This is a genomic window from Nocardiopsis sp. MG754419 (assembly GCF_018207095.1).
GTDB lineage: Bacteria > Actinomycetota > Actinomycetes > Streptosporangiales > Streptosporangiaceae > Nocardiopsis.
On record NZ_QOCZ01000042.1, the window covers coordinates 16,221 to 34,528 of the forward strand.

Consider the following 18,308-nt stretch of genomic DNA (forward strand, 5'->3'; position numbering starts at 1 on the left):
GGAGCTCGAACGATGTGGTCGATCGTCGGACTGGCCTACGGTTCGCTTCTGGGTCTGGTGGCCTACTTCGGTGGGTTCGGGGCGTTCCTCCTCGTGCTTCTCCTCGGGATCGCCGGGTTCCTGGCCGGGCGTGCCTTCGAGGGCAAGACCGATCTGTCCACCCTCTTCTCACGGGAGGACGGGGGCGCGCGATGGTGACCACGGACGTCCGTGACGCCTCCCCGCCTCCGGACGGGGCCGCTCCCACGGGTGCGCCCTCGGCCGCGGGTTCCGCGGAGGCGCGGACGGCCCGGCGTCACGCCATCCGCACCTTCCGGCCGCGGCGGTCCCTGCCCGCCGTCCTGGTCGGCACGGTGATCGTGCTGATCGCGGTGGCCGCCGCGGCCGAGGTGATCGGCTCCTTGGTCGGCGCCCCGCCATGGGTACCGCCGATGGAGCGGGTCACCGAACCGATCCTCGGTGCCCGCCTACACGATCCCGCAACCGTCATCGCCTCGCTGGTCGTCGCCGCGATCGGGCTGGCGTTGCTGCTCGGCGCGCTCGTGCCGGGCGGAGTCAGCCACGTGGTGCTGCGCACCGACGACCGGGACCTGGTCGTCGGTCTGTCCCGGCGCGGCCTGGGCAGGGTCGTGGAGCAAGCGGCCCGGGAGGTCGACGGCGTCACGGGTGTCCGGGCCAGGGTGGGCCGCCGCACCGTCCGGGTCGCGGTGGACACTCCGGCCCGCGAGGACCCCGAGGTCGAGCTGAGGACCAGAGTGGCCGAACGGATCTCCGGACGCGTCACCGCACTGGACCCCTACCGGTCCGTGCGGGTTCGCGTCCGTGTCCACCGGATCGACGGGGGGCTCCGATGAACGAGCGAGTGAGCGACGCCGCCCCGGCGCAGGGTCGGGCCGGACGGACGCGACGCGACCCGCACCGGGCGGCGCGCCGGACGGCGCGCGGCAACCGCCAGGGCCTGGCGCTGGTCGGGACGCTGTTGATGGTCGCGGGAGCGGTGCCGGCCCTGCTGACGGTCCTCCCCCTCGGCCCCGGGGTGGAGGAGAGGGCCGGCGCCCTCGTGACCGTGGCCACCGGACTCGGGTCCGAGCCCTGGGCGCCGTACGTGGGCGCCGGGATCGCCGTGGTGATCGCCCTGGTCGCGTTGCGCTGGCTTCTGGTCCAGGGCCGCTCCGTCCGCGTCACCGCGGTCCGCCTGACCGACGTCGGCCCGTCCGCCGACGGCCGGGGGCACACCGACGTCCTCGCCCGCGCCGCATGCTCCGCGCTGGCGCGGGAGATCTCCGGATACCGCGGGGTGCACCGGGGCCGGGCCCGACTCACCGGGTCCGCCCGGGAACCCCGGCTGGCCCTGGACCTGGTCCTGTCGCGGGACGCCGATCCCTCACAGGTGTGGCGGCGATGCTCGGACCAGGCGATCACCCGGCTCCGCGTCTCCCTGGGGTTGGCACGGCTGCCGACCGTCCTGCGCATCTCGGTCTCCGACCGACCCGCCGCGCGGGAACCGGCCTGAGGACCCACCCGGCCGCGCGACCGAACGCGCCGACCGGGTGGAGCGGCGGGGGTGGTGTGGGCCCCGGGTCACTGGGGAGGGCCCGGTTCGGCCCCCACCCCCGCCCTACTTCTGTTCCGGCCGAGTGGCCGCCGACCGCTCGGCCGCGCGCCGTCGGGCGGTGCGGCCTCCGTACACGCCACGACGCATCAGCTCGTCCAGCGGTCCGGGTCGGTCGCGCGACTCCAGCAGCGCGGCCAGGACCAGGCTCACCGACCAGGCCAGCGTGGCGACCAACAGCGCGCCCGCACCGCTCACCGTGTCGCCGACCCCCACCAGGTCCGTGTGCAGGACCACGGTGACCAGCGCCGAGTTCAGGATGTAGAAGGTGAGCGAGCGCTTGCCCATGGCCGCGACCGCCCGGGTGAGCGGACCGGGGCGGCGGTCCAACCGGATGCTCCACAAGGCGAACAGCGCTGCGTACCCCGCGCCTCCGAGGACGCCGGTGAGCACCTGCAGACCCATGTAGAGCCCCTCGGTGATCATGTCCGGGGACATCACCCCGACGGCGCTCAGTGCGGAGGGGACGGCGCTGAGCACGGACACGCCGATGCCGATCACCGCCACCTTGGTGAGGAAGCCCCGGTGGACGGCCGGGTCGTCCAGGAGGGCGGCGCGGCCCGCACGGTAACCGAGGACCACCAGGAGCAGCAGCGGGTACCCGAAGGCGATGAACAGCGGTCCCATGGGCAGACCCACGAGCCGGCCGATCCAGTCCTCGACGGTCAGGTACCCGGGCAGGGCGAACGCCTCGGCACCCTGCGTCGCATTGCCCACGGCCATACCGATCATCGTCACCGGCACCGTGAGCACGTAGAACACCGTGAACACCACCGCGGCCCGCACGATCGCCCGGTTCGAACGCAACAGCAGCCACCCGGTGACCAACGCCGCGAAGCCGTAGGACATGAGGATCTCGCCGGGGAAGAAGAGGAAGGCGTGCACGGCGCCGAACAACAGCAGGAGCAGACCCCGACGCCGCAGCAGCCTGCGGACCTCCTCATCGGAGGTGCCCCGTGCCTTCTGCCGGGACACCATCCAGGCCATGCCGTAACCGAAGAGGATGGCGAACATGGGGAAGGCCCGGTTGTCCAGGAACAACGTGGTGAAGAGGGCGGCGAGCCGATCCTGTGGCGGGTCGTCGGAGACGTCCACACCGAAGCCGACCCCGGCGTACACACCGGCGTAGGCCATGGCGATGAGCAGCAGCATGGCGCCGCGTGCCAGGTCGGGGGCGAGCTTGCGCGGTGCCCTGGGCGGTGTCACGGAACCGGTGGAACCGTCCGTACGTGCCGACATGTCGACCTGTCCTCTCTCGACCGGGTTCTCGCCGGGCGTGCGCCGGCCGACCCCAGTCTCCGCCGTGGCGCGGGGAGGCCGCATCGGCCGACCGGCCGGATCGGGGCCGCGGTCGATCGGCCGGTCGGCCATGACCGGCTCCGATCGGCTCCGGTCGGGTCGGTGCGTCGGCCGTTGCGCAAGAGAAAGAAGGGAGAGGAGTCAAGGCGTGGGGCTTGAGTCGAAAGCGGGTACGTCCTGGGGACGGGACATGGTGCCCTGAACACCGCGCGGTGGCCCGCTCAGAATCCTCGACGATCCGGGAGGCGTCATGAGCCGGTTCTTCATGAACGAGCGCGAGACACTCGTCGAGCAGGCACTGGAAGGGCTCGTCGAAGCCCATGGTGGCCTGGTCGACGTCCACACCGATCCCCTCTTCGTCACTCGGCAGACACCCGCCCGGGGCAAGGTCGCCCTGTTATCGGGTGGCGGCTCCGGGCACGAACCCCTGCACACGGGGTTCGTGGGCACGGGCATGCTCGACGCCGCCGTTCCCGGTGACGTCTTCGCGAGCCCCACCGCCCTGCAGGTGCGCGCGGCCATCCAGGCCGTCGACACCGGTGAGGGCGCCTTGATGGTGGTCAAGAACTACACGGGTGACGTCCTCAACTTCTCCATCGCCGCCGAACTGCTCTCCGACACGCACCGTGTGGAGCAGGTGCTGGTCGATGACGACCTGGCCACGCAGAAGGAGGACGAGGGAGGGCCGGGGCGGCGCGGTACCGCCGCGGTGGTCGCGGTGGAGAAGATCTGTGGAGCCGCGGCCGAGGCGGGCGCGCCCCTCGACGAGGTGCGCGATCTGGGCCGGGACGTCGTGGCCCGATCGGCGACGCTCGGGGTCTCGTTCGAGGCGTGCACCAACCCGATGACCGGTCTGCGCTCCTTCGACCTGGAGCCCGGTGAGATGGAGTTCGGCGTGGGGATCCACGGCGAACGCGGCATCGAGACCCGGTCGACGACCGATGCCGCCGCACTCGTGGACAGCCTGGTGGCGCCGTTGATGGACACGCTGGGGCTGCGGCGCGGCGACACCGTGCTGACGATCGTCAACGGTCTCGGCGCCACCCACGGGCTCGAACTCGGGGTGGCGGCCCGCGAGACGCGGCGGGTGCTGGACGGAGCGGGGATCGGCGTCGTCCGCTCCCTGGTGGGCCCCTACGTGACCTCGTTGGACATGAAGGGGCTGTCGATCACGCTCATCGCGATGACCGACGACCTGGTGAAGTTCTGGGACGCGCCGGTGCGGACCCCGGCGCTGGCATGGTGAGGGACGTGGTGGACATGACGATCGACGGGAACGGCGCCGCTCTGAGCGGAGCGGCGGCCAAGGGATGGCTCCTGACGTTCGCCGACCGGGTGGTCGCGGGCGCCGACGAACTCACCGAACTGGACCGCGAGGCCGGCGACGGCGACTTCGGATGGAACATCTCCTCCGCGCTCAAGCGGGGCCGCGAGGGGTTGGTGGGCATTGAGGGGGAGCACCCGGCCGAGGTGTTCCAGACCGTGTCCGACGCCTTCCTCGCCTCCGGCGGGACCAGCGGACCTCTGTTCGGGTTGTGGTTCGGCCGTCTCGGTGCGGGGCCCTCCGCCTCGTGGGGCGTCTCGGACCTGGGGGCGGCCTTCGGCACCGCCACTGGCGCCGTGCAGCGGCTCGGCAAGGCCGAGGTAGGGCACAAGACCATGGTGGACGCGATGGCCCCGGCCAGCGAGGCGCTCACCGGCAGTTCCGCGGACACCTGGTCGGAGGCGGTGTCGGAGGCGGCCCGCGCGGCGCGCGCCGGAGCGGACTCCACCGGTGGCATGATCGCCCGCCGAGGACGCGCCAGCTACCTGGGGGAGCGGGCCCAGGACGTGCTCGACCCGGGTGCGGTGGCCGTGGCGTGGTTCTTCGCGTCCGCCGAGGGGGTCTGAACCGACCTCCGGCCCAGAGTCGGCAACCTCCCCATCGGTGCACCGTGACCGAGGGGTGAACGTGAACGAGGCCGGGACCATCGCGGGTGACCACAAGGTCGTCGTCATCACCGGAGCCGGGCCGGGATCGGTCGGATCACCGCCCGCCGGCCGCTCGACGCCGGTCACCCCGTGGTCCTGGCCGGCCGCCGTGCTCATGCGTGACCAGGAGCCCCACGGCGGCCGGATCATCGACAACGGGTCGGTCCCGGCGCACGTGCCGGGACCGTCGAGCGTGGCCTGCACGGTGAGCGAGCACGCCGTCAGCGGACTCACCGCCTCCCTCGACCTGCGCGGGCACGGCATCGCCGGCACCCGGATCGACATCGGCAACGCCGCCACCGCCATGACCTCCGGGTTCGGCGCCAACGCGCGGCAGGCCGACGGTGCGGTGCGCCCCGCACCCACCATCGACGCCGCGCACGTCGCCGAGCTGATCGCCCACATCGTGGCGTTGCCGCTGGAGGTCGGCGTCCCCACCCTGATGGTGATGGCGCGGGAGACGCCTTTCGCCGGCCGCGGCTGATCCGAGGCCTCCCTCGGTGGGGAACCGCTGTGCTACCGTCGCTTCCTCGCGGCGACCCGGACCTGGCCCCCTGGCCCAGGGACGTGCCGAATGCACGTTCTCTACCCGCCAAGGGGAGCCGCACCTGTGCGTGTTCACTTCGCGGTGTACGCCCGAGGGCTGCGCCGCCATTCGACCTATCGCGCGGCCCTGGTCGCCGGGCTCGTCACCAACTCGGTCTTCGGTGCCATCAACGCGATGGTGCTGCTCGCCGTGTTCTCCGCGCGGCCCGAGATCAACGGGTACGACGCCACGGACGCCGTCACCCAGGTGTTCGTCGGGCAGATGCTCATCACGGTCACCATGGTCATCAGCGCCGCCCCCTCACTCGATCTCGCCGACCGCGTGCGCACCGGAGAGGTCGCCATCGACCTGCTCCGTCCGGTGTCCCTCCAGAACTGGTGTCTGGCCGAGGACCTGGGGCGGGCCACCTTCGGCTTCCTGTTCCGGGGCGTGCCGACGTTCCTGGTCGGTGTGGTGCTGTTCGGCGCGGTGGTCCCGAGCGGGTTCGTGGCGGCGTCCCTGTTCCTCACCTCGGTGGTCCTGGCCAGCCTGGTCGGCTTCGCCCTGCGCTACCTGTACGCGCTCTGCGGGTTCTGGATGCTGGACAGCCGGGGCGTGTGGGCGGTCTCCGGGCTGCTCGGACCCGTCCTCGCCGGGATGATCCTGCCGTTGCCCCTGTTCCCGCCCGCGGTCGGGGACGTCCTGCGGCTGCTGCCGTGGGCGTCGATGGTGCAGATCCCCGCCGAGATCCTCCTCGGTAAGGAGTCCCCGACCGGCGGCGGGGTCCTGGGCGGACTGGCCCTTCAGGCACTGTGGGCGGCGCTGTTGCTCGGACTGGGCGCCTGGCTCACCTCCGTGGCCACACGCCGGGTGGTGATCCAGGGTGGCTGACACGCGCCTCGTCCCGGCGGTCGGGGAGCGCGACGACGGTCCGCTGCGGCGCGCGGCCACCACGGTCCTGCGCCCGTTCGGCGACTACCGACGCCTGGCCTGGCTGTGGGTGCGGGCCGCGGCCCAGTATCCGCTCTCGCTCGTCCTCATGTCCCTGGCCGTGACCGTCGGAGTCCTCACGCAGGTCGGGGCCGTGGTGATCGTCTTCGGTCACGCGGACACCCTGGCCGGGTTCACGGTGTACGAGGGACTGTTGGTGTTCGCCCTGGCGTCGAGCGCCTTCGGGATCGCGGACATGTGCGCGGGTTCGGTGGAGCGCCTGGGCGGCCACATCCGTTCCGGCACCCTCGACGCCATGCTGATCCGGCCGGTCTCCCCACTGGTCCAGGTCGCCGCCGACGAGTTCTCCCCCCGGCGGCTCGGCAAGGTCGTCCCCGCCCTGGTGATCCTCGGGGTCGCACTGGCCAACGTCGACCTGGACCCGTCACCGGCCACGGTGGCCCTGCTCGTCGTGACGATGGTCTCGGGCACCCTGATCTGCGTCGCGATCTGGGTGATCACCGGCTGCCTCCAGTTCTTCGTCGCGGGCGCCCGCGAGGCCGCCAACGCGCTCACCTACGGCGGGCAGGCCCTCACCGAGTACCCCCTCGCGATCTACGGCCGGGACATCGTCCGGTCGGTCACCTACGTGGTGCCGCTGGCCTTCGTCAGCTGGCAGCCGGTCCTGCTCCTCCTCGACCGCCCCGACCCCCTCGGCATGCCGGAGTACCTGCGCCACATGGGGCCGGTCGTCGCCCTCCTCCTCTGCGTCTGCGCCGTCCTCGTCTGGCGGTTCGGGCTGCGCCACTACCGATCCACCGGGAGTTGACCGATGACCTCGCACGCGACCACCCACCCGGACCTCCCGGCCGCACCGATCATCGAGGCCGTGGGCCTGGGGCGCGACTTCGTCCTCTCCGAGGGGCCGTTCCCGCGTCGGACCCGGCGCACGGTCCGCGCGGTCCGCGACGTCTCCTTCACGATCCGGCCCGGGGAGATCGTCGGCTACCTCGGCCCGAACGGCGCCGGGAAGTCGAGCACGATGAAGATGCTCACCGGCATCCTCACACCCACCTCCGGAACCGTGCGTGTGGCGGGGATGGACCCGGCCCGCCGGCGCACGCGTCTGGCCCGGGAGATCGGGGTCGTGTTCGGTCAGCGCACCACCCTGTGGTGGGACCTGCCGTTGCGCGACAGCCTGGCCCTCACCCGGCACCTGTACCGGGTGCCCGCCCGTGAGCACGCCGAGCGCCTGGCCGAGCTCACCGAACTCCTCGAACTCGGGCCCTTCCTGGGCACCCCGGTCCGTCAGCTCAGTCTGGGCCAGCACATGCGGGGCGACCTCACCGCGGCCCTGTTGCACGCGCCGCGCCTGTTGGTCCTGGACGAACCCACCATCGGCCTGGACGTGGTGAGCAAGTCGACCATCCGCGCGTTCCTCCTGCGGATCAACGCCGAACGCGGCACCACCATCCTCATCACCACCCACGACCTGGGGGACGTCGAGCGCCTGTGCGACCGGGTGATGGTGATCGACCACGGCCGGTTGGCCTTCGAGGGCGACCTCCCCGAACTGCGGGCCACCGTCCCGGTTCCGCGTGTGCTGGTGGTGGACCTGGCCGTTCCGGCACCGGCGATCGAGGTGCCCGGGGCCCGCACCGTCGGGGTGGAGGGGCCCCGCCAGTGGCTGGAGCTGGCGGACAACCCGGCCCGGGTGATCGCCGCGGTCGCCGCGGAGCACGAGGTGGCCGACCTGACGCTGCGCGAGCCCGACATCGAGACGGTGGTGTCGTCCCTCTATCGTGGCGGCGTTCCGGTGGAGGCGGAAGAACACGGCTGACGTCCGTGCCGCCCGCGCCCGCGGGGGAGCGCGCACCACGCGGGGTGGTGGTATCACCACCATGGAATCCGGGAACCCCGCCCGGCAGACTCGCTTCCATGGACAGAACCCTGCCGAATCCGGTGCGCTGGGCCACGTTGCTGTGGGCGCTGGCGGTCGCGGCCGGCATCACGGAGACCTCGCTCGCGGTCGCGCCCGGCCTGGCGGAGGGTGCCGCCGTGCCCTGGCTCGCCCTGGTGGCGCGTGCGCTGCTGTACGGCTTCTCCGCCTTGGTCGTGGTCTGGTTCGCCCGGGGCCACCGCTGGGCCCGGGTCACACTGGTGACACTCCTGACCGGTGTGGGGCTGGCCGGCGTGCTGCTGTCCTCGGGGCTGGGCGTGCTCTCCGGCCTGGGGGTGTTCGTCGGCCTGGGCTACGAGGGACACGGTGTCGCCCTCGCCCTCCGGATCGCGCACACCCTCGTGTACGTGACGGCCGTGGTGGTGGCGACCGTGATGGCCTTCCTCCCCGCCGCGGGCCGGTACTTCGCCCGCACACCCCACCACGGTTCGCCGCGCACGGCCCTGGCCTGAGTCCTTCCTGGCCTCCCACCGGGGAGGCGCGGAGGGCGGACCCCGCACCCCCTCGACCACGCACCGTGCCCCGGTCGACGGCTCCGTCGTGACCCGGGATCCGGAGTGTTCGGCCGGAGGTCGGTGTTCCGGCGGCCGCGGGGCGGTCGACCGCGCGGGCCGTGCGACGGCGGCCATCCGCCCGGCGCGGCCACGCGACCGCCTCCGCCGCGGTGAGGCCGCGAGCCGACGACCGGTGAGCGCAGGCGTCCAGGTTGTCCGGAGCGGTCCGGAGCCGGGAGGATGGTGTTCATGATGCTGCTCTCCCATGGCATGTGGCTCGGGGTCACGTTCGGTGTGCTCTCCTGCGTCGCGTACACGGTCGCCGCCGTGGCCCAACGCAGGCTCGCCGTCCGGCTGTCCGAACCGCTCACCGGTGGGAGGCAGATCGGCCGACTGCTACGCCACCCGCTCTGGTGGATCTCCCTGGTGTTCAACGGTGGCCGCGCCGGTTTCCAGGTGGCGGCCGTCGGTCTTGCCCCGCTCACCGTGGTGCAGCCCCTGGGCGTCCTCGTGCTGGTCTTCGGCATCCCCTGGTCGGCCCGGTTGGAGCGGCGACGCGTGAGCCCGGCGGAGTGGCGTGGGGCCGCCTTCACGATGGTGGCGCTGGGCGTCCTCCTGGCGCTCACGGTCACCGGGAACGGCGGCGGGGTCCTGTCGGAGTCGGACGCGGTGCTCGTCGGCGCGGGCACGGTCGTCCTGCTCGCCGCCGTCGCGTGGGCCGCGGGCCGGGTCCCCTCCGTGGCCTGGCGCAGTTACCTGTTGGCGGCGGCCGCCGGTGTGGCGTTCGGTGTCTCCTCGGCGACGGTGAAGACGGCCGTGTGGGCCTTCGACGACCTGGGGGCCGCCGCGTTGGTCCATCCCGGGTCCCTGGCCACCCCGGTGATCGCGGTGTTCGGTCTGTTCCTCGCCCAGGCCGCCTATCAGGGGATGGACCTGGGGGCGCCGTTGGGCATCACGACCCTGGCCAACCCGGTGGCGGCGGCGATCGTCGGCGTCGCGTTCATGGGGGAGACGTACGCGGGCGGAGTGCCGGGCGCGCTGACCGCCGTGGCCTGCGCCGTGCTCGCCGGGTACGGCATCCGACTGCTCACCGTGCGCTCGGACGGTGGGTCGCGTCCCGTGGCGAGCATCCCGGAGTCGGGTCCCCGCCCCTGAGCCGTGTTCCTCGGGGCCGCCGCCGTGCTGCGGACGCCTCTCGGTGGCCCGTGAGGTGCGGCGGTGTCGGGCCCGCTCGGAATCACCGACCCCGGGGCGATATTTCCGCTGTTCAGGGCCGCTATGGCCGCGTTCCGCCCGCCCCGCGCAGAGTCGTGCCGGCTGTCGACCTCGACCCCCGGCCGGCTCCGTCCCGGCCCGTTCGATCACGTTTTCGTTGCGTTGTTTCGTCACACCCGTGATCCGTCACGGCGTTTGCGTAGGTGCCGTTGCGTCGCCCGTCACGGGGATGGGGGCTCGCGGAAGCGGGTGACGAAACGAACGCTTCGCGGCCTCACGCGGCCGCTCCGGTGATTCCGTCCGGGCCCCGGAGGGACCGGCCGCGGGGCGCGGCGGCCACCGTCACCTGGAGCAGGAACGACACCAGCACGCGAAGGAACGACAGAGGGGCGGCGAGGACGACCGGGCGACGGCGCGGAGAGGGCACGGGCACGGGCTCGGGTGACCTCCGGGGACCGAGGAGAGGAGGGGAGGAGGCCGGGACGTGCGCCCGGCCACCCCCTCACCTTCGACTCGCCACCACCCGCGAGCGTCGGTCGAGCCCCGATCTCCGGCCGGTGGACGAACCGCCCACCAGGACCGGAACCGGTACGTCAGTACAGATCGATCCTCGGTTCCGGCAGCGGATCCGGGACGGGGACCCTCCAGGTCAGCACGGTTCCGGACACATCGCCGCGCTTGGCCTCGAACCCACCGCCCAGGGTCCGGGCCCGCTGGTCCAGGTTGCGCAGACCGCTGCGCCGCCCCTCCTCCGGCAGGCCGATCCCGTTGTCCGTGACGGTCAGCACCAGCGAGGTCGGCCGACCGGTCACGGACCGCTCCTCGACGACCACCGAGACGTGCACCTCCGAGGCACGCGCGTGCCGGGCCACGTTGGTGAGCCCCTCGCCGAGCACCGCGAGGAGTTGTTCGCCCACCTCGTCCGGGACCGACGCGTCGATCGGTCCGTCCAGGCTCACCCCCGGGTGGCAGCCCAGGCTGTGCGCGGTGTTCTCCGCCAGCCTCAGGATCCGTCCGCGCAGCGACGTGTCCTGCCGGCTCGGCGGGTTCTGCAGGTCGAAGATGGTCGAACGGATCTCGCGGATGGTGCCGTCCAGTTCGTCGATGGTGCGCTGGACCCGCTCCTCCGCCTCCGACGAGGTGATCAGCCGCACCGTGCTCATGAGGGTCATCGCCGAGGCGAACAGCCGCTGGATGACCACGTCGTGCAGGTCCTTGGCGATCCGGTCGCGCTCCTCCAGGACCACGATCCGCTCGGTGTCACGCCGGGCGTCGGCCAACTCCAGGGCCACCCCCGCCTGCACGGAGAAGGAGTGCAGCATCCGGCGGATGTGCGCGTCGAACGGGGCCCGCTCGGAGAGTTTGCCCAGCAGCAACACCCCACGGGTGTTGCCCGGGGTGCCCAGTGGCACGAGTAACCCGGGCCCGTAGCCGCGGTGCGTCAACATCGGACAGTTGGCCTGGTGCAGGTCGGGGATGGCGATGGCCTCCCCGGACTCGTACACCCATCCGCACGCGGAATCGGGGATCGCCACCGGTGTCCCCAGGATCTCCTGGGCGATCGGCCCGTCCACGATCTCCGCGAACAGGTGTCCGCGCGCGTGCGGGTCCGGCAGCATCACGACCGCCGTGTCGGCCCCACCGATCTCGCGGGCCTGACCCGCCATGTAGGCCAGCACCTCGTTGGTGTCGGCCCCCGACAGCAGCCGGGTGGTGATCTCGGTGGAGGCCCCCAGCCATCGCTCGCGCAGCCGGGTCTCCTCGTACAGACGGGCGTTCTCGATGGCGACACCGGCGGCGGTCGCCAACGCGGTGACCATCGCCTCGTCCTCCTCGTCGAACTCCCCGCCGTTCTCCTTCTCCGTCAAGTAGAGGTTGCCGAACACCTCGTCGCGTACCTGGATCGGTACTCCGAGGAAGCTGGACATCCCCGGGTGCCCCTCGGGGAACCCGCCGAACTCCGGGTGGTCGCGCAGGTCGGACAGGCGCAGTGCGGCGCGGTCGTACAGGGGTGCGCTCAGCACACCCTTGCCGTGGGGGAAGCGGCCGATCCGTTCGGCCTGCTCCGGTCCCATACCGACGGGGATGAACTCGGTGAAGCTTCCGTCCTCGCCGATCACGCCGAGCCCGGCGTACCTGGCGCCCGCCAGGTGCGCGGCGGCCTCGGTCAGCCTGCGCAGCACCGTGGCCAGGTCCAGGTCTCCACCGATGGTCAGTACCGCCTGCAGCAGGGAGTGCACTCGTCCCTGGGCGGTGAGTCCCGTTCCCGCACCCGAGTGCATCTCCGCGAGGAGGGCGTCCAGGGGCTTCGGGGACAACCGGTGGCTCTGGGGGATCTCGGTCATGTGTGGTTCAACCTCCGCAGAGCCGTTGAGGGGTTGAGGGCTAATGGTCGAATTGTCGTTGGTTTTTTCCCGTTTTGCCACATCTGGCTGGTCGGAGGCTGGTCGGAGGGGTCGATCAATTCCTTCGGAATCGCGGCCGGCGGGTCGGTAATTCATGCTAACGTCGCGGTCAGTCGGCGCATCAAGGCCTCTCTGAGCTGGCGTCGAGCACTGGGAACCTCGTGTTTCCGGTGCCATTCCCACGAACCCCCACAAGCCGTCGGGACCCGGGCTCAGCCCCGGAGAGGACCCACGGTACGGCGGAAGGAATCCTCGGTGTCTGGATACCACGGTACGGTCGGCGCCACCGGCGTCCGTCCCGCCGTGTGCCCGGAACCGCTCCGGAGGGCCCTGCTGCTCGCCGGTCTGGTCACCGGGATCCTCTTCACCGTTTGGCTGTCCTCCGCCCCCGCGCAGGCCGACGACCTCGCCCTCACCGCATCCGCGCTGCCCCGGACGGGCGCCGTGGCCGGCGACAGCGAGGTCCTCGGTGCGGTCGGTGGCACCGTCGCCACGGTGGGGGAGCAGGCGACCCGGGCGGTCGACGGGGCCTCGCAGGCCGCGCGGACGGTCGAGGCCGAGACCGACGATCCGGTCCGGCACGTCCGCGAAGCCGTGGAGAGCGCTCCGCTGCCCGACCCGGAGGGGATCTCCGCGTCCCTCGCCCCGGTCACCGACCAGGTCGTCGACCCCGCGTCCGAGGACGCCGAGGCCGCCGACGAGAAGGGCGTCTCCACCGACGAGGCGGAGAGCCCCGAGGTCTTCGAGGTCGAGACGCCCTCGGTGTCCCCGGAGCACGGCCCCCTCCACGAGAGGGCCGTCTCCACCCCGGATCAGGGGTCCGACGCGACCGAGACCGACGACGACCGTCGGGTCCTCGGGTCGGACGGCCGGGACGGATCCGTCTCCGGTGGCGCCACACCCGCCACGGCCCCAGCCACCGGCGGGACCGCGACGGCGCCCGCCGTCGCCGGCTACCTCACCGCGGCCGCCGCTCCGGCGCCCGCCCCCGGCCTCGTCGAGGCCGCGCGGCACGTCCTGCGCTCGGTGCCCGCCGAGTCCACGGACGAGCCCACCTTCTCCCCGGACTGACGGTCCCTCCACCCGGCAGCCGCGCCGCCACGCCCTGAGCGTCCCGCCGCGCGCGACCGGCCCCCTGGCACGCCCTTCCCAGACTCTCGTCTGGGGGTTGACGTGAGCCCCGCACCTCGTCCGCGAGGTTCACGTCAGCCGGTGGTCCGCCAGACCGACCGACTGAGTCCGGCCCGATCCGCCCTCGCTCCCCCCAGGGGCGACACGGTTCACACACCGGAAGAGCCCACCTCGTCCCGACCCCCTGGCCAGGGAGACGGACCACCGCGATGGGGCACGATCCGCCTCACCGCACGCAGGACCGACACGACGATCACTCTGGAAGGACACTCATGTTCCACTCCGCCCGCACCTCCGCCCGCGCCATGCTGGTGGCCGCCGGCACCGCCGGATTCGTCGCTCTCGGCGCCGGGATCGCCGGGGCCGACACGCTCGGCGGTGTCACGGACGGCCTCCCCCTGGGCGACCTGGACCAGCAGGTTCCCGCCTCCCTGACCGAGGGCGTCGCCACCCCCGTCGGTGACCTGGTCAAGGTCGAGCCCGGCCAGATCTCCGCGCAGCCCGAGGTCCAGCACCAGTCCGGTCCCGCCGACACCGTCGGACACGTCATCGGTGACGGCGTCTCCGCCCAGGCCCCCATCGAGACCGGCGACGACAACTCCGCCGAGGTCGGCCCCCTCGACCTGGGCGGCGCCTCCGAGACCCTGCCGCTCAGCGGCGGCGGTGTCGACCCGGTCTCCGGTCTGCTGGGCGGCGCCGGTCTGCTGGACGCCCTGTCCCTGGACGGTGGACAGACCCTCCCGCTCGGACACCCCGAGTCGCCCCTGCCGCTGGAGTCGCACGCCTCCGTCGTCGACGACACCGTCGGTGAACTGGGTGGCCGCGTCGAGTCGGGGATCCAGGAGACCTCCCCGCACCTGGTCACCCTCGACGAGGTGCGTCTGGACCGGGTCGGCGAGACCGTGCCGATGAGCGACCCCGTCGGTCTCGACGCGGGCGAGAACGCGGACCTGACCGGCGGGGTCACCACCCTGCTGCCCGCGGACGTCCAGGAGACCCTGGCGATGAGCGGCCCCGCGGACCTGGTGCCCGCGGTCGAGTCGGTGGACGCGGGGCCCGTGGGCGAGGCGACCGACACGGTCGAGTCCCTCGACCTGCCCCTCCCGCTCGACGGCTCCGGCGTCGGCGAGGACACCCTGCCGCAGACCGCCGCCACGGACCTGGTCGGTGACCTGCTGCCGCAGACCGCCGGTGGCGACCTGATCGACGTCCAGGGCCTGCCCGAGCTGGGCGAGCCCGAGTTCGCCGGCGACGAGCTGCCCGTCGGTGACGGCTCCGACCTGGACCTGGGCCTGATCTGATTCCGAACGTGCGCCCACTGATCGCAGTGGGCGCACCGCCTCCGACGGTGAGCGTGATCACTTCCCCCGATCGGGGCGCCGGGTCGAACTGTGGGGGTTCCCCGGCGCCCGCCGGCGGTGCGAGTCGAGTCCCGGCCGCCTGAGGCGCACGGTGTGGCCCCGGGTCACCAGGGAACCGGGGCCACACCGACCTCGCCCGACCCGCCCGCCTCGGGCCGGGCGGAGCCCACCACCACGAGGACCGCACGCACGACGCGCAGTCCCCGGAGGACGTTCCGAGCCAAGAGAAGGGCCCCGTCGCTTCCGCGACGGGGCCCTTCCGTGTGGACGACGCCAAGGTCTACCAGTCGTCCTCGCCGGTGCCGAAGCCGAGACCGTCCTGGCAGGGGTTGGACGTGGCGTCGCGGCCCTCTCCGGGACGGGCCGACGGGGACCCCTCCAGGTCCTCCTCGTCGCCGTTCTCCAAGGCCGATGGGTCGGCCGGGGTCGGCGAGGCCGTCGGCGGTTCCTGCGGGAACGGGGAGTCGTCGGCGGCGAACAGTTCCGGCAGCGGCCGGTCCTCGCGCACGGCCTGGAACAACTCGGCGGCGTCCTCCTCGTGCCACATGACCCGGTTCGGGTCGTACGGCGCCTGGTACCAGGGCACGGTGTGGAACGCGATGTCGGACAGGTCGACGTCGGCCATGGTGACCGCGATGGACAACATGCGGTCCAGGGACAGCTCGCGGTCGGTGGCGCTGTGCTGGGCCACCGCCTGGAGGATGCCGTTCAGCTTGTTGGGGCTGGTCAGCACGTCGCTGCTGGTCACCTGGTCGGCGAGCGCGGCCAGGAACATCTGCTGCCGGTCGATCCGGCCGATGTCGCCGCCGTCACCGATGTCGTAGCGCGCCCGGACGAAGGACAGGGCCTGCTCGCCGTCGAGGGTCTGATCCCCGGCGTCGAGGTCGAGCTTGGCCCTCTTGTCCTCCAGAGGTTCGGGGATGCACATGTCGACGCCGCCCATGGCGTCCACGACGTCGCGGAAGCTCGCGAAGCTCAGGTGGACGAAGTGGTCGACCCGGATGTCGGTGAGCGATTCGATGGTCCGCAGGACGCAGGGCGGACCACCGTGGTACAACGCCGCGTTGATCATGCCGAAGTAGCCGTAGGTGCCCTCGGTCTGGGCGTAGGCGTCGCACTCCGGGAGCTGGACCAAGGAGTCGCGCGGGAAGCTGATCACCGAGACGCGCTGGTCGGGAGAGATGTGGGCGAGCATCAGGGAGTCGGAGCGCTCGCCCTCGAACTCCTGGGAGTAGGCGGGGCTGTCCTCCTCGTACCCGTCGGAGCCGATGAAGAGGATGTTGACCGCGTCGCTGATCTTGTCGGGGCGGTCCTCCTCGCTGAGCACCGAACCGATGTCGTGCTGCATCATGCCCGACCGCAGCGAGTGGTAGTAGCCGTAGGCGGTGGCGGCGCCCAGACACATGAGGACGGCCAGGGAGGCGGCGGTCCACAGGACGACGCGTCGGAGCCTGCGCCGGCGCCCCTTCCGGCCCTTCCCGCCGGCCGCCGAGGCGGTGTCGGTTCCGTCGGACTTCTCCTCGGAACCGTCCCCGGGGGTGTCCCCGTGCGCCGGGGAGGCGGCGGAGGCGGTGCCCGCGACGGCCTCGGTGGCGGTGGTGTCCCCGTCCGCGGCGTCGCCGGTGCCGTCCGCGTCGCCGGAGGCGCTCGCCTCGCCGGCGACGGTGCCGGCGGTCACGGCCGCGGTGTCCTCACCCGCCGTGTCGTCGGTGGTGTTCGGGCCGTCGGTGGCGCTCGCCTCGGGTGCGTCCGCGTCGTCCGCGTCGTCGGAGGTGCTCGCCACGGCGGCGGCCGGGGAGTCTGCGTCGTCCGTGTCGCCGGTCCGCTCCGCCGTCTCGGCGTCGTCCCGGGCGGTCTCCGCCCTGTCGTCCGAGGCGCGGCCGTCCGAGTCCTGCCCGTCCGAGGTCTCCTCGGACCGCTCCGTGGTCGCGACGGGTGCGTCGACGTCGATGACGACCGTCTCCGGGGCGTCCTCGTCGGTGGGCTCGGGATCGGAGTCCGGCTCGTCGGACCCGGTCCCGGTCTCACCGGGGCCCGGTCGCTCCTCGGAGCCCTCCTCGGCCTCGGGTGTGGGATCGTCGCCCCCGCCTTCGGGCCGAGAATCGTTCCCCTCGCCCTCGGGTGCGGGGTGCTTCCCCGGGGTCTCGTCTGGTGTGTGGTCCGGGCCGGAGTCGGCGGAGTTCTCGTCAGCGGTCATCGTGACAATCTCGGTGAGTTCGGACGGCTGGACGTGCCAACGGTCGGACACCGACCCGGGAGGGTCACGCGTCCGTGTCCGAGTGAGGGCGGAGGTCGCGCGGAGGACGTGCGCGGGCTGTCCGGAACTCGGGCCGAAAAGTCATCGAGGGGAGGTGCGTCATCCGGGGAGGGTGCGGAGACACCGATGTGCAGGAAACGACGAAGACACCAGAACCCGCGCTTCGCAGTGATCCTAGGTGAAGTTCTCGCCGAGTGCGCGCTCGGGTTGTCCATGCGCGCGGTTCCTGACCACAATTGCGCCGCACAATTCCTTCGCCGGGTTGACGTTCACGGAGATTCCGGTGCCCGACTTTCTCACGTGTGCCCGCAAGAATCACTTCTGACCCGCCGTGGGGGTGTCGGTTCCGAGCGGTCCGATCCCTCCGCGCGCACGGATCCGGCGTGGTCCCGAGAGCGGTCGCCGGTCCGGGTGCGCCGTTCGACGGCCCGGATCAGTCGTCCCAGAACGCGCTCTCCTTCTCCTTCTCGCCCGTGGCGGCCGTGTCGGCCGTCGACGTGGAGGTGCGGGCACCGCTCTTACCGGCCGGCTTGGCGGTCTTGGTCGTCTTGGTGGTCTTGCGGGCCGGGGTGGTCTTGGCACCGCCTCCGGTGTGCCGCGGTCGGGGGGTGACCGCGCTCTTCTCGATCGGCGCCGCGACCTTGGGCGTCTCGCCGGAGTGGATGCTCAGGGCCTCCTCCTCGACGCTCAGCATCTTGCGCATGGTGTCGGGGACCTCGGGCAACCGGTCCGAACGCAGGTGAGCGCCGAGGACGTCCAGGGCGTGGTCGCACAGGACGCGTTTGGCGGTGGCGGAACCGACCCCGCTGAGCTGCTCGACCTCGGGCAGTTCGTGTTCGCGCAGCAGACGGACCACCTCACCGAGCCGCTCGCGGGTCTTGCGGTCGGTCATCGACATGACGGTGAGCTCGGCCTCGCGCAGGAACTCCGTCTTGTCGCCGTCGCCGTCGCGCTCGGCGATGAACGCGCTGGTGAGGTTGCGCGCGGAGGTGCGCGTGCCGGTCCGGAGCTCGGCGCGGCGGATCTGCCGTGCGTGCAGCGCGGTGACGACGACGCTGGTCACCAGGCTGATGCCGGCGCCCAACAGGACGAGGAGGACGGGGTTCTCGAGGATGTCCACGGGAGGCCTTTCCGGGCGGGGCCGCAC

At 72.3% G+C, this 18,308-nt stretch carries 18 protein-coding genes; 13 read left to right on the forward strand and 5 right to left on the reverse strand.

The features are described from left to right. Positions 1-12 precede the first annotated feature (12 nt). Genes DSY14_RS10895 through DSY14_RS10905 form a run of 3 tightly spaced genes read left to right on the forward strand, consistent with a single transcriptional unit; the run spans position 13 to position 1,513 of the window. Positions 13-198 carry a hypothetical protein gene (locus tag DSY14_RS10895; protein WP_211716385.1) on the forward strand — a complete coding sequence of 62 codons (186 nt, stop codon included), beginning with the start codon at positions 13-15 and terminating at the stop codon, positions 196-198. Beyond that, positions 192-854, forward strand: a complete 663-nt coding sequence (locus tag DSY14_RS10900; RefSeq protein ID WP_249187673.1) for a DUF6286 domain-containing protein — start codon at positions 192-194, stop codon at positions 852-854. Before DSY14_RS10895 ends, DSY14_RS10900 begins: the two co-directional genes overlap by 7 nt. Beyond that, complete coding sequence (locus tag DSY14_RS10905; protein ID WP_211716386.1) at positions 851-1,513, forward strand: hypothetical protein; 663 nt, start codon at positions 851-853, stop codon at positions 1,511-1,513. Before DSY14_RS10900 ends, DSY14_RS10905 begins: the two co-directional genes overlap by 4 nt. A gap of 105 nt (positions 1,514-1,618) precedes the next feature. Here the strand turns inward: DSY14_RS10905 and DSY14_RS10910 are convergent, their stop codons facing one another. Continuing rightward, complete coding sequence (locus DSY14_RS10910) at positions 1,619-2,851, reverse strand: DUF418 domain-containing protein (protein WP_249187674.1); 1,233 nt, start codon at positions 2,849-2,851, stop codon at positions 1,619-1,621. Between the two features lie 310 nt (positions 2,852-3,161). Here DSY14_RS10910 and DSY14_RS10915 point away from each other — a divergent pair, with 310 nt between their 5' ends. The 8 genes from DSY14_RS10915 to DSY14_RS10950 all read left to right on the forward strand — a co-directional run bounded on the left by DSY14_RS10915 (position 3,162) and on the right by DSY14_RS10950 (position 9,947). After that, positions 3,162-4,157, forward strand: coding sequence for a dihydroxyacetone kinase subunit DhaK (locus tag DSY14_RS10915; protein ID WP_211716387.1), 996 nt, complete (start codon positions 3,162-3,164; stop codon positions 4,155-4,157). Positions 4,158-4,171: 14 nt separating this feature from the next. Next, the gene (locus DSY14_RS10920; RefSeq protein ID WP_211716388.1) at positions 4,172-4,801 is read left to right on the forward strand and encodes a DAK2 domain-containing protein; all 630 of its coding nucleotides are present in this window, start codon (positions 4,172-4,174) and stop codon (positions 4,799-4,801) included. Positions 4,802-4,862: 61 nt separating this feature from the next. Next, positions 4,863-5,366 carry a hypothetical protein gene (locus DSY14_RS10925; protein WP_249187675.1) on the forward strand — a complete coding sequence of 168 codons (504 nt, stop codon included), beginning with the start codon at positions 4,863-4,865 and terminating at the stop codon, positions 5,364-5,366. Positions 5,367-5,492: 126 nt separating this feature from the next. Further along, entirely contained in the window at positions 5,493-6,299 is an 807-nt protein-coding gene (locus DSY14_RS10930) for an ABC-2 family transporter protein (RefSeq protein WP_211716389.1), read from the forward strand. Further along, complete coding sequence (locus tag DSY14_RS10935) at positions 6,292-7,167, forward strand: ABC-2 family transporter protein (protein WP_211716390.1); 876 nt, start codon at positions 6,292-6,294, stop codon at positions 7,165-7,167. The genes DSY14_RS10930 and DSY14_RS10935 overlap by 8 nt, the downstream gene beginning before the upstream one ends. Before the next feature lie 3 nt (positions 7,168-7,170). Next, on the forward strand, positions 7,171-8,178 hold the full coding sequence (locus DSY14_RS10940; protein ID WP_211716391.1) for an ATP-binding cassette domain-containing protein: 1,008 nt from the start codon (positions 7,171-7,173) through the stop codon (positions 8,176-8,178). A gap of 98 nt (positions 8,179-8,276) precedes the next feature. Continuing rightward, positions 8,277-8,750, forward strand: coding sequence for a hypothetical protein (locus tag DSY14_RS10945; RefSeq protein ID WP_211716392.1), 474 nt, complete (start codon positions 8,277-8,279; stop codon positions 8,748-8,750). Positions 8,751-9,032: 282 nt separating this feature from the next. Then, the gene (locus tag DSY14_RS10950) at positions 9,033-9,947 is read left to right on the forward strand and encodes a DMT family transporter (RefSeq protein WP_249187677.1); all 915 of its coding nucleotides are present in this window, start codon (positions 9,033-9,035) and stop codon (positions 9,945-9,947) included. Between the two features lie 334 nt (positions 9,948-10,281). On the opposite strand, the gene DSY14_RS10955 is transcribed toward DSY14_RS10950, so the two are convergent. Both DSY14_RS10955 and DSY14_RS10960 read right to left on the reverse strand, forming a co-directional pair. Then, entirely contained in the window at positions 10,282-10,434 is a 153-nt protein-coding gene (locus tag DSY14_RS10955) for a hypothetical protein (RefSeq protein WP_211716393.1), read from the reverse strand. A 166-nt stretch (positions 10,435-10,600) separates the two neighbouring features. After that, complete coding sequence (locus DSY14_RS10960) at positions 10,601-12,352, reverse strand: GAF domain-containing sensor histidine kinase (protein WP_211716394.1); 1,752 nt, start codon at positions 12,350-12,352, stop codon at positions 10,601-10,603. Between the two features lie 315 nt (positions 12,353-12,667). Here DSY14_RS10960 and DSY14_RS10965 point away from each other — a divergent pair, with 315 nt between their 5' ends. Together DSY14_RS10965 and DSY14_RS10970 are read left to right on the forward strand one after the other, a co-directional pair. Then, positions 12,668-13,483 (forward strand): hypothetical protein, encoded by an 816-nt coding sequence (locus DSY14_RS10965; RefSeq protein ID WP_211716395.1) that lies wholly within the window; start codon positions 12,668-12,670, stop codon positions 13,481-13,483. A 332-nt stretch (positions 13,484-13,815) separates the two neighbouring features. After that, positions 13,816-14,844 (forward strand): hypothetical protein, encoded by a 1,029-nt coding sequence (locus tag DSY14_RS10970; protein WP_211716396.1) that lies wholly within the window; start codon positions 13,816-13,818, stop codon positions 14,842-14,844. 340 nt (positions 14,845-15,184) lie between these two features. Here the strand turns inward: DSY14_RS10970 and DSY14_RS10975 are convergent, their stop codons facing one another. Continuing rightward, a complete protein-coding gene (locus DSY14_RS10975; RefSeq protein WP_211716397.1) occupies positions 15,185-17,101 on the reverse strand; it encodes an LCP family protein in 1,917 nt (638 codons plus the stop codon). Between the two features lie 493 nt (positions 17,102-17,594). Then, complete coding sequence (locus DSY14_RS10980) at positions 17,595-18,281, reverse strand: hypothetical protein (RefSeq protein WP_211716401.1); 687 nt, start codon at positions 18,279-18,281, stop codon at positions 17,595-17,597. Positions 18,282-18,308 lie beyond the last annotated feature (27 nt).